We start from the raw sequence: 11483 nt of genomic DNA, 5'->3' as shown, positions 1-11483 counted from the left end.
GCCACATCGGACCAGCGCTGACACCGTGTGACCCGGTCCGTCACTCCCGGCCGTACGGGCTGTCAACCCCAGCCGTACGGGCCGTCACCCCCGGTCGTACAACCACGGTCCGATGACCGGCCGGCGCACCGTCGATACGATCATCCTCGTGATCGCGACGCCCTCTCCGCCCCTGTTCCGGCGCGTCCCGCCCGAGGTGTGGGTCGGGCTCGCCTGGTGCGTGGCCGCCGCCTACCCGGCCGTCCTGCTGGGCGGTTCCGCCCGGTACCACGACGGCGCCGCCGCGCACGGCGGCCTGGCCTTCACCCTGCTCGACACCGCGGTGGCCTTCGCCGGAGCCGCGCTGGTGCGCCGCCTGCCGGTGCTCTCGGTCGCGCTGCTGTTCATCGCCGCCTGGACGGAGACCGACGGCTGGCGGGCGGACGTCCAGGTGCCCCCGCTCTCGCTGCTGGCCGTCTACACCGCGCTCTGCCTGATCACCGCCGCCGCGCCGCGCCGCACCTCCCGGCTCGCGTTCGCGCTGGTCATGACGCTCCTCGTGCTGCACATCGGTCTCGTCCACGGAAACACCGTCGGCATCTTCACCGGCACCCACATCGGCTCCGCCGACGGCGCCGCGCTGCTCGCCCTCGTCGCCTGGCTGGTCGGCCGCTCGGTGCGGCAGAACCGCGAGCACGCCGGGGCGCTGAGCACCCGGGCCGCCGCGCAGGCCGTCACCGACGAACGCCTTCGGATCGCCCGCGAGATGCACGACACCGTCGCGCACAGCATCGGCATCGTCGCCCTCCAGGCCGGCGCCGCCCGCCGGGTCATCGACACCCGGCCCGAGCGGGCCAAGGAGGCGCTCGGCGAGATCGAGGCCGCCGGGCGGGAGACCCTGGCCGGGCTGCGCCGGATGCTCGGCGCGCTGCGCCAGGCCGAGGGAGAGGTGTCGGCCACCGCGCCGCAGGGCCTGGCCGACCTCGACCGGCTGGCCGCCGCGACCACCGCCGCCGGGGTCGAGGTCGAGGTCCGGCGTCTCGGCGAACAGGGCCGGCTGCCGCCCGAGTTGGACCTCGCGGTGTTCCGCATCATCCAGGAGTCCGTCACCAACGTGGTGAGGCACGCGGACGCGCGCGCGTGCCGGGTCTCCGTCGACCGTACGAAGGAGGACGAGGTGTCCGTCGAGATCACCGACCGGGGCCGCGGCCACGGCACCACTGCGGGCCGCGGCCACGCCATCGCCCCGGGCAGCGGCTTCGGCCTCGCCGGGCTGCGCGAGCGGGTCGCGCTGCTGCACGGCGAGTTCAGCGCCGGGCCGCGCCCCGACGGCGGGTTCCGGGTCGCCGCCCGGCTGCCCCTGCGGGCGGAGGCGGGGCGGTGATCCGCGTCGTGCTGGCCGACGACCAGCCGCTGGTCCGGGCCGCGCTGGAGATGGTGATTGCGGAGACGGACGACGTCGAGGTGGTCGGGGAGGCCGGCAACGGCGCCGAGGCCGTCCGGCTGGCCGCCGAACTGCGGCCGGACGTCGTCGTGATGGACATCCGGATGCCCGGCACGGACGGCATCGAGGCCACCCGCCTGGTCACCGCCGCCGGCGGGCCGACCCGGGTCGTCGTCCTCACCACCTTCGACGACGACGACCACGTGTACGCGGCGCTGAGCGCCGGGGCGTCCGGGTTCCTGGTCAAGGACATGGCCCTGGACGACATCCTCGGCGCCGTGCGGGTGGTCGCGGCGGGGGACGCGCTCATCGCGCCGAGCGTCACCCGCCGCCTGATCTCCACCTTCGTGGAGCAGGCCACACCGGCAAGGCGGGCCGGGCCCTCCGCCGGGCGGGCCGCGCCCGCCGCGGCGTTCGCCGACGAGCACCCGCGCCTCGCCGCGATCACCGGGCGGGAGCGCGAGATCCTGACACTGGTCGGCCGGGGCCTGTCCAACACCGAGATCGCCGCCGAGCTGGTGCTCAGCATCGCCACCGTCAAGACCTACATGACCCGGTTGCTCGCCAAGCTCGACGCCCGGGACCGGGTGCAGCTGGTCATCCTCGCCTACGAGGCGGGCCTGGTCCCGGCGGCCCGGCCGTGAGCGGTCCGCCGGGAGGCCCGGTCAGCGCTTGACCGCCACGCCCGCGTACATCGCCCTTGCCCCGGCCGTCCTGCGCGCGGCCGCCGCGAGCGACCTGCCGGACCCCGCGACCCTGCGGACGCTGCCGCATCCCACCCTGATCCTCGCCTGGGAGGGCGACCCGGGCCACCCCGCCGAAACCGCCGGGGCCCTGGCCGAACTGCTGCCCGCCGCCGAGCTCCACATCTCCCGGGATCCCGACGACATCCACACGTGGGGCCCGCGTGCGGCGGCCTTCCTCGGCCGGGTGCCCGACGGCCCGTCCGCTACTGCGGCGCCGGGTCCGCAGCCGGTGTGACGGCGGACGGCCGCCCGGACAGCCCCGCGGCGGATGCGAGTTCGACCGCGGCGCCCGTCCAGGCGGCACCGAAGGCCCACGTCGCGAGCCATTCGCAGAGGTACACCGGCCGGATCGTCCAGTCCGCCCCGACGTGCGTCAGCGCGGCGGCGACGGCGAGCAGGAGCAGTGCGGGGATCAGCACGCCGGCCGCCAGGTAGCCCCGGGCGACCCACGGCCGCCGGTCGTACCGCGGGTCGCGGAACGAGCGGATCGAGAACAGCGCCAGCACGACGTACAGCAGCCCCGCGAGGACGAGGTGGACCACCCCGACCGCCCTCTGGAGCCCCGTCGGGTCCGCGGACGTGGTCGGGAACAGCGCGACGCCGAGCGCACACACCCCGGCCGCCGTGCTCCACCGGTCGTCCCGGCGGTCGAAGCGGTAGCAGACGAGGAACACCCCGAGCGCGCAGAGGCTGCCGACGAGGATGTTCCGCGTGCTGCTGTAGTAGGCGCCGCTCATCGACGCCGGCCAGGATCCGGCTGTGCTCAGCCCCCTGAGCTCGGCGAACAGCCAGTTCCCCAGCGGCAGCGCGATCGGCAGCAGGATGCCGATCAGCCCGACGCCGAGACGGAGGAAGGTGACGGTCCGCTCGTCCTGCGAGTCGGACGGATCACGTGACGGGTTTCTGTCGGTACGCCAGTCGTGGCTCATGAACGCCTCCTTGACGCTCGGCGCTGCAACTGTTGTACCCACGACCGTTCATGAGCCCACACCACCGGATCGGGCGGTTTCCACGGGCCCGGCGGTGACACCGCGCCTCGCGCTGAAGAAGCGGTACGCCCCGGTCGACCGGGGCCGGCAGCGCCGCGCGGGTGTACCACCACGGGCCGCGCGCACCCGCGCCCGCGGCGCCCCGCCCTACCCCCGGTAGCCGGTGCCCGGGTGGCGGGGTTCGAACTCCGCGCAGTGGAAGGTCTCCTGGGCGAAGCCGGTGCGGCGGTCCCAGAGGCGGAAGATGTCGGCCTTGCCGGTGACGGTGCGGTAGGCGTCCTTGGCGTCGCGGAAGCAGGCCAGCGAGCCGATGAAGCCGGAGCCGGCCGGGGAGTAGTCGGAGAACGCGCACGAGATGCAGGCCAGGAGGCCCGTGCCGGGCGGGAGTCGGCGCTGCAGGTCGAGGAGCGCGTCCTCCATGTCCTCCCACGGGCTGCCGGAGGTGACGGTGCCGCCGTCCTCCGGGAGGTCGAGTTCGAGGGTGACGTGCAGGGCGTCGACGCTGCCGTCGGGGTCGGGGTCGCCGAGGACCAGGCGGGCGCGCAGGACGCCGGGCCGGGGGCCCGCGCCGGGGCCGGTCACCTGGAGGGGGGTGCTCCACTCGATCGTGCAGGAGCACAGCTCGTCGAGGCGGGTCAGGTCGGGCGGCAGCGCGTTCTCGTCGAGCCCGCCGACGAGTTCGAGGGAGTCGAGACTCTCGCCCTCGTACCGGTTGCCCCGCAACAGCAGGGTGAAGGTCTGCCCGTCGTTGACCAGGACGGTGTCCACACGGCCCCAGCGGTCGGTGACGACGGCGGGCAGGCGCAGCGGCGGCTCGTATCTCAACTCGCTTGGCATGGTGGAAGTATGGGCCGTCGGGTGAGGACCAGCCACGGTTTTCGGAGGACTGGCGGGACTACAGCGCCGCCTCCGCGCCCGGCTCCAGGACGAACTCGGCGTCGTCCGCGTCGTAGTCGTACAGCTCGCCGTAGCGGCCCCAGTCGATGGCCGTCTCCAGCTGACGCCGGGCGTCCTCGGCGTCGTAGCCGCCGCGCAGGAGGTCGAGGAAGAGGTCCTCGCGGAGCTTGTGGTCCTCGGTGGCGGCCAGGGACTGGACGATGGCGCGCACGAGGGGCGCGCGCCGGGCGGCGTTGCGGGCGAACAGCTGCTTGCTGGTGAGGATGTCGGCGGCGGCGAACTCGCGCCCGGTGGCGGTGATCGCGAGGCGCCCGGCCGAAGTCGCCCCCAGCCCCAGCAGCACGGCGGCGTCGACCAGCGGCAGCAGGTCGTCGACCTCGAAGTTGAGTTCGTCCGCGATCTCGGCCAGGCCCTCCTCGCCGCCCATCGAGAGCAGGATCTCCAGCAGACCGGCCAGCCCGCCGACGCTGGCCGGCGGCAGCGGGGTGGTGACCGGGGTGGCCTGGCGGGCGGCGGGTTCGGCGGCGGGCTGCTCCTCGCGGCCGGTGAGGATGCCGTAGACGGTGTCGACGAGGGCCTCGAACCGCGGGGTGCGGCGGTCGCGCGGGCGCGGCAGGTCGACGGTCAGTTCGGAGCGGATCCGGCCGGGATTGCTGGACAGCACGAGGATCCGGTCGGCGAGCAGGACCGCCTCCTCGATGTTGTGGGTGACGATCAGGATCGACTTGACCGGCGCCTCGTGCCCCTCCCACAGCCCGACCAGCTCGGAGCGGAGGTTCTCCGCGGTCAGCACGTCCAGCGCGGAGAACGGCTCGTCCATGAACAGCGCGTCCGGCTCGACCACGAGCGCCCGGGCGAAGCCGACGCGCTGGCGCATCCCGCCGGACAGCTCCTTGGGGTAGGCGCCCTCGAAGCCGTCCAGGCCGATCAGGTCGATCGCCCGCAGCGCCCGCTCCCGCCGCTCCTCCTCGCCCACCCCGCGCGCCTGGAGGCTGAGTTCGACGTTCTGCTGGACGGTGAGCCAGGGCAGCAGCGCGAAGGACTGGAACACCATCGCCACCCCCGGGTTGGCGGCCCGCAGCGGCGTGCCCCGGTAGGCCACGGTGCCGGAGGACGGCGAGATCAGGCCGGCCAGGCAGCGCAGCAGCGTGGACTTGCCGGAGCCGGACTTGCCGAGCAACGCGACGATCTCGCCCTCGGCCAGGTGCAGGCCGATGTCGTCGAGCACCGGCAGCGCCCGCCCGTCCGGGGTGGTGAAGGTCTTGGTGACGCCGGTGGCCTCGACGATCGTGGTGCGGGTGCTGGTGGTCACGGCGGTCACCCCTCAGAGCGCGTAGCGGGTCTCGGCGAGGCGGTACAGCCGGCGCCAGAGCAGGCGGTTGAGCGCGACGACGTAGACGCTCATGACGATCACCCCGACCAGGATCTTCGGGAAGTCCCCGGTGCCGGTGGCGTCGGCGACGTAGGCGCCGAGGCCGTCGGCGGTGAGGTGGTGCGAGCCGTAGTCGACGACCTCGGCGACGATCGAGGCGTTCCAGGCGCCGCCGGCGGCGGTGATCCCGCCGGTGACGTAGTACGGGAAGACGGCCGGGAGGATGAACGCGCGCCAGCGCAGCCGCCCGCGGACCTGGAAGCCGGTCACCGCCTCGCGCAGGTCGCTGGGGATCGCGGAGGCGCCGGCGATGACGTTGAACAGGATGTACCACTGCGCGCCGAGCGCCATCAGCAGGATCGCCCCGAGGTTCAGCGAGATCCCGAGGGCGACGAACGCGGCGGTGGCGAACGGGAAGAGGAAGTTCGCCGGGAAGCTGGCGAGCACCTGGACGACCGGCTGGGCGAAGCGGGTGACCTTCGGGTTCATCCCGATCCAGACGCCGATCGGCACCCACACGACGGTCGTCACCGTGAGCAGCACCACCACGCGCCCGAAGGTGGCCGCGCCGAGCGCGAAGGCGTGGCCGAACTCGCCGAGCCCGACGGTGGTGTGGACGTAGTCGAAGGCCCGCCAGGCGCCGAGGACGACGACCGCGGCGACGGCGCCCGCGAAGAACGCGTCCCCGGTGCGCTCGCGGACGGCGGTGCGCGAGAGCGGGTGCTCGGCGAGGCCGAAGACCCGCGTGCCGCGGTCCAGCGCGAGCCCGACCGGGCGCAGCGGCCGGGCGACCAGCTCCGGCAGGCTGGAGCGGCGCAGCAGGTCGAGGACGACGCTGCGCGGCCGGTCGGCGGCCTGCGACTCCTCCACCCGGAACCGCTCGGACCAGGCCGTCATCGGCCGCCAGAACAGCACGTTGACACCGATCACCAGGACGATCATCACGCCGATGGCGATGCCGACCTGTCCGAGGTCGCCGGCCGCGATGGCGGTGGCCGCGTAGGAGCCGATGCCGGGCAGGGCGTAGTGGTGGTTGAGGACGCTGATCGACTCGGAGGCGGCGAGGAAGAACCAGGCGCCGCCGAAGCTCATCATGCCGTTCCAGACCAGCGGGATCATGCCGCTCGGCACGTCGAGCCGCCAGAACCGCTGCCACTTGGTCAGCCGCATCACCCGGGCCGCCTCGTCGAGTTCGCGCGGCTGGCTGGTCAGCGAGTAGTGGAACGCGAAGGTCATGTTCCAGGCCATCGAGGTGAAGATGGCGAAGATCGACGCGCATTCGAGGCCGAGGGTGGAACCGGGGAAGAGGTTGATGAAGGCGGTGACGGTGATCGACAGGAAGCCGAGGACCGGGACCGACTGGAGGATGTCCAGGACCGGCAGCAGCACCTTCTCCGCGCGGCGCATGCGGGCCGCGGCGGTGGCGTAGACGAAGGTGAAGAGCACCGAGGCGACCAGTGCGGCGAACATCCGCAGCAGTGAACGCACCGCGTAGAACGGCAGGTTGGCCGGATCGGTGGAGACGGTGGCGGGGGCCTGGTCGGGCAGGAAGGGTGCGTTGAGCGAGGGGGCGAGGCGCAGCAGCCCGTAGAGCAGGGCCACGAGCGCGGCGGCGACCAGGACGTCCACCCAACGCAGTGCGGGGCGGTGCCACACTCCGCGCGACGGGAATCCGCCGTCGCCGGCCACCCGCACCACCGCCCGTCCGCGTCTCGCCGCCGTGCCGTCCGACCGGCACCGGCTGATCGGACGTGGCCGAACCTGCCCGGCCGCGCTCCAGCCTGACCGCAAGCGGGCGGGCCCGCCACCCGGACGGCGCCGGGTGGCGGACGGCCGCACGACTCGGGTCAGGACGGTGTGCGGGACCCGGCGGCGAGTGAGTTGAGCAGTGCGGCCCCGCGCTCGGCGTCGTCGACGCTGACCGCGAACCGGCGGCCGTGGCGGTCGTGGACGACCAGGCAGGTGCCGCTGCGGAGCATCACGGTGGTGCCCGGGCCGCTCACCCGGTAGCCCCAGCCGCCGGCCTGTGCGGGAGTGCGCTGCTCGGCGCCCGCCGCGTCGATGTCCGCCGGGGACCAGTGCCGCTTGGGCCAGCCGAACGGGCCGAAGCCGACGTCCAGGCCCTTCGGCGTCACCCGGGCCTGCACGGAGGAGCAGACGAGGACGGCCAGCGACGGGAGCGCGAGCGAGACCGTCAGCGTCCAGTGCGGGGCGGTCACCCCGGTCGCTCCCGCCAGCGCGGTGCCGGCGGCGCCGAGGGCGAGGACGGCGGCGATGACTTGCAGCCACACGTTGGAGGTGCGGGACAGCCAGACCACCTGCTCGCCGGCCGGGACCGTCATGACCGGGCCGCGCCGCGGGGTGCCGGTGCCGGTGGCAGCGGCGCGGGCGGCGACGGGCGTGCGGGTCGCGAACCAGGTGGCCAGGCCCGCGGCGCCGGTCGCCAGGACGATGACGATCACCCAGGCGTCCATCGAGGCGGCGTCCTGCCAGCGCGTCCGGTCGATGTTGGCGTGCACGATCGACGCCTGCGCGCCCGTCAGCAGCACCCCGCCGGAGGCCAGGATCGCCCCGGGCGCGCCCGGGGCCTGGCGGCCCTGGAAGTGGCGGACGACGGCGGCGAGCAGCACCAGCCCCAGCCAGACCGCCGCCGGGAACAGCGCGGCGGCGGTCAGCGACATCGAGCCGTCGGGCCGGCTGCCGCTCCAGTGCGTGGCCACCGGGTCCGGCAGCCGGTGGTGCGCCGCCAGCGGGAGGGCGACGAGCAGCGCCAGCACGCCGAGTGAGAACACCGCGCTCGCCCAGAGCCCTCCCCGGCGTGGCTTGCGGCCTGCTGTCACAGGCTCCGTTCCTACAGGCTGCGTTACTACAGGCTCTGAAGGCTCCGAGTCCTTCACGGCATCCCCCTGATCAGGTCCACGAGATCGTTCCTGCTGTAGCCGGCGCGGGCCGCGTCCGCGATCAACTCCCGTACGCGGTCCACCAGTTCGGCGCGCGAATCGGCGTCGGCGGCGACCGTGATGCCGCGGCCGCGGCGGAACTCCAGCACCCCCTCGTCGCGCAGGGCGCGCAACCCGCGCAGGACGGTGTTGGTGTTGACGCCGAGGGCCCGGGCGAGGTCCCGGGCGGGCGGCAGCTTGTCACCGGGGGCGCACTCGCCCTCGGCGATCGCCCGACGGATCGCGCCCGCCACCTGCTCGTGCAGGGGGCGGGCGTCGCCGATGTCCAGCTTCAGCAACATGGTGCTACTGACGATAGCACCATGCGGTCTCAGTGGGAGCGGGCGGTTCCGGGGGCCGTCGCGGCGGCCGTCTCCAGCTCCGGCAGCGCCGACCGGACGGCCTGGCAATCCGTCGCCGCGAGCCGGTGCCGCACCAAGACGATCCGTCACCTCGGATTTCGGATGCGGCCTGTTGCTTGCCGCAAAACCGCAGGTCGGGGTGGTCGTCTCGCGCGGCGTGCCGCCCTGGACGACCATGGACCGGAAGGAGGTGACGGCAGCGCGTGACCGGACGACTGCGGGTGTTCCTGGGGGCGGCGCCGGGGGTCGGCAAGACCTACGCCATGCTCGCCGAGGGCCGTCGGCTGCGCGACGAGGGCACCGACGTCGTCGTGGGCCTGGTCGAGACCTACGGGCGGCGCGGCACCGAGCGGCAGCTGGGCGACCTCCCCGTGCTGCCCCGCCGCCGGACCACCTACCGCGGCATGGACCTCACCGAACTCGACACCGGCGCCGTCCTCGCCCGCCGCCCCGCCCTGGCCCTCGTCGACGAACTCGCCCACACCAACGCCCCCGGAAGCCGCCACACCAAGCGCTGGCAGGACGTGCGCGAACTCCTCGACGCCGGCATCGACGTCGCCACCACCCTCAACATCCAGCACCTGGAGAGCCTCAACGACGTCGTCGAGCAGATCACCGGCGTCGCCCAGCACGAGCACATCCCCGACGACGTCGTCCGCGGCGCCGACCGGATCGAACTCGTGGACCTCAGCCCGCAGGCGCTGCGCTCGCGCATGGCCCAGGGCGAGATCTACCCGCCCGACCGCGTCGACGTCGCCCTCGACCACTACTTCCGGGCCGGCAACCTCGGCGCCCTGCGCGAACTCGCCCTGCTCTGGCTCGCCGACCGCGTCGAGGAGGAACTCGCCGACTACCGCGCCCGGCACGGCATCCGCGCCCCCTGGGAGACCAAGGAGCGCATCGTCGTCGCCCTCAACGGCGCCCCCCAGGGCGAGCACCTCATCCGCCGCGGCGCCCGCACCGCCACCCGCGTCCACGGCGACCTCATCGGCGTCCACGTCCGCCCCGACGACGCCCTCGCGATCCGCGAACCCCCCGCCCTCGCCGACCAGCGCACCCTCCTGCGCGAACTCCACGGCACCTACGTCGAAGTCAGCGGCGACGACGTCGCCCGCACCCTCGTCGACTTCGCCCGCACCGAGAGCGCCACCCAGCTCCTGCTCGGCCCCACCAGCCGCAGCCGTCTGCGCGAACTCGCCACCGGCTCCGTCATCAACCGCGTCATCCGGCTCGCCGGCCCCATCGACGTCCGCGTCCTGCCCCCGCCCGAACCCGGCCTCCTCGCCGTGCCGCCCGCACCCCGGCGCCGCCGCCCGGCCGCCGTCCCGCTGCCCCGCCGCCGCCTCGCCTGGCTGCTCGGCCCCGCCGGCACGGCCGCCCTCGCCTGGGCGCTCTCCCCCCTGCGGACCTCCCTCGCGCTCCCCGGCGCCCTGCTCTGCCTCCTCCTCGCCGTCGCCGCCACCGCCCGCCTCGGCGGCCTGCTGCCCGCCGCCGGCAGCACCGCCGCCGGGGCGCTCGCCGCCGACTACTTCTTCACCAACCCCTGGCACAGCCTCGCCGTCGACCGCGGCGCCGACCTCGCCGCCCTGCTCCTCTTCCTCGCCGTCGCCGGCATCCTCGCCCACCTCATCGACGGCCTCACCCGCCGCGGCCAACAGGCCGACCGCGCCCGCGCCGAGGCGGCCGTACTCGCCCGGCTGGCCGGCGCGACCGTCGAGTCCGGCGCCCGCGCCCTGCCCGAACTCGTCGCCGACCTGCGCCAGGTCTTCGGCCTCGACGGCGCCGTCGTCCTCATCCGCACCGGCCCGCTCTGGCAGCCCGCCGCCGCCTCCGGCGCCGCCGTCCCGCTGCGCCCCGACGAGGCCTCGCTCACCGTCGAGCTCGACCGGGACGCGGTCCTCGCCCTGCGCGGCCCGGCGCTGACCGAGGAGGACACCCGCCTGCTCGGCCCGTACGTCACCCAGCTGCGCCTGGCCCGCGAGCGCGAGCGGCTGGCCGCGCAGGCCTCCGCCGCCGAGACCCTCGCCCACGCCGACGCCCTGCACACCGCCCTGCTGGAGGCGGTCGGCCACGACCTGCGGGCGCCGCTCGCCGCCGTCCGCCGGGAGGCCGCCCGGCTGCCTGCGCCGGAGGGCGGGCGGATCGGCGCACAGGCGCAGCGGATGGAACGGCTGGTGACCGACCTGCTGGACCTCAACCGGCTGCGGGCCGGAGTGACGCCGGTGGTGCTGCGGCCGACGGCCGTCGGCGGGGTGGTGGCCGCGGCGGCGGCCTCCTCGCCGCCGGGGGTGCGCGCCGACCTGCCGGAGGGGCTGCCGCGCGTGCTCGCCGACCCCGGGCTGCTGGAGCGGGCGGTCACGGACGTCCTCGCGGCGGCGGCCCGCCCGGCCGTGGTCGACGCAGGCGCGGTGGGCGCCCGGGTCCACGTCCGAGTCACCGCCCCCGGCCCGGCCCCGGACGCCCCGGGCCTGACGGTGGCCCAGGGCTTCGTCGAGGCGATGAACGGCGAGCTGACCGCCGAACCCGCACTGGGCGGCGGCACGGCCTACATCCTGGACCTGCCCCGCGCGCCGGGGTGAGGTGCTCGGCCGACGGCCGGGCCCGACCAGTGCACGAGCAGTTCTTCACGCCGGCCTGGCGGTTCCGGGCCCGCCCTGATGATTCCTTGGTGAGACGGGCTCCGCTTCCTCCGTTCGGCTGGCGTATGGACCGCGTTGGGATGGCCATCGAAGGCGTCAGGGAAGCGCTAAGAAAC

At 74.6% G+C, this 11483-nt stretch carries 10 protein-coding genes; 4 read left to right on the top strand and 6 right to left on the bottom strand.

Going from position 1 to position 11483, the window contains the following annotated elements:
• Positions 1-148 precede the first annotated feature (148 nt).
• Genes ACWCXH_RS27355 through ACWCXH_RS27345 form a run of 3 tightly spaced genes read left to right on the top strand, consistent with a single transcriptional unit; the run spans position 149 to position 2404 of the window.
• Positions 149-1363: a sensor histidine kinase gene (locus ACWCXH_RS27355; protein ID WP_449804130.1), complete on the top strand. Its 1215-nt coding sequence runs from the start codon at positions 149-151 to the stop codon at positions 1361-1363.
• 50 nt (positions 1364-1413) lie between these two features.
• Positions 1414-2067 carry a response regulator gene (locus ACWCXH_RS27350; protein WP_449804172.1) on the top strand — a complete coding sequence of 218 codons (654 nt, stop codon included), beginning with the start codon at positions 1414-1416 and terminating at the stop codon, positions 2065-2067.
• Between the two features lie 28 nt (positions 2068-2095).
• Positions 2096-2404, top strand: a complete 309-nt coding sequence (locus ACWCXH_RS27345; protein ID WP_449804129.1) for an alpha/beta fold hydrolase — start codon at positions 2096-2098, stop codon at positions 2402-2404.
• Here ACWCXH_RS27345 and ACWCXH_RS27340 read toward each other — a convergent pair.
• The 6 genes from ACWCXH_RS27340 to ACWCXH_RS27315 form a co-directional block, all read right to left on the bottom strand.
• The gene (locus ACWCXH_RS27340) at positions 2373-3098 is read right to left on the bottom strand and encodes a hypothetical protein (protein ID WP_449804128.1); all 726 of its coding nucleotides are present in this window, start codon (positions 3096-3098) and stop codon (positions 2373-2375) included. The genes ACWCXH_RS27345 and ACWCXH_RS27340 overlap by 32 nt on opposite strands.
• A 207-nt stretch (positions 3099-3305) precedes the next feature.
• Positions 3306-3995: a DUF6304 family protein gene (locus ACWCXH_RS27335; RefSeq protein ID WP_449804127.1), complete on the bottom strand. Its 690-nt coding sequence runs from the start codon at positions 3993-3995 to the stop codon at positions 3306-3308.
• Between the two features lie 58 nt (positions 3996-4053).
• Positions 4054-5367: an ABC transporter ATP-binding protein gene (locus ACWCXH_RS27330; RefSeq protein WP_449804126.1), complete on the bottom strand. Its 1314-nt coding sequence runs from the start codon at positions 5365-5367 to the stop codon at positions 4054-4056.
• A 12-nt stretch (positions 5368-5379) separates the two neighbouring features.
• A complete protein-coding gene (locus ACWCXH_RS27325) occupies positions 5380-7056 on the bottom strand; it encodes an ABC transporter permease (protein WP_449804125.1) in 1677 nt (558 codons plus the stop codon).
• 218 nt (positions 7057-7274) lie between these two features.
• A complete protein-coding gene (locus ACWCXH_RS27320) occupies positions 7275-8267 on the bottom strand; it encodes a DUF1648 domain-containing protein (RefSeq protein ID WP_449804124.1) in 993 nt (330 codons plus the stop codon).
• A 53-nt stretch (positions 8268-8320) separates the two neighbouring features.
• Entirely contained in the window at positions 8321-8668 is a 348-nt protein-coding gene (locus ACWCXH_RS27315; protein WP_449804123.1) for a GntR family transcriptional regulator, read from the bottom strand.
• A 263-nt stretch (positions 8669-8931) separates the two neighbouring features.
• Between ACWCXH_RS27315 and ACWCXH_RS27310 the strand changes: the two genes are divergently transcribed.
• The gene (locus ACWCXH_RS27310) at positions 8932-11307 is read left to right on the top strand and encodes a DUF4118 domain-containing protein (RefSeq protein WP_449804122.1); all 2376 of its coding nucleotides are present in this window, start codon (positions 8932-8934) and stop codon (positions 11305-11307) included.
• Positions 11308-11483 lie beyond the last annotated feature (176 nt).

Source organism: Kitasatospora sp. NPDC001660, from assembly GCF_053596725.1.
Note: the sequence above shows the minus strand (reverse complement) of the source record. Positions and strands in the feature narration are given on the sequence as shown.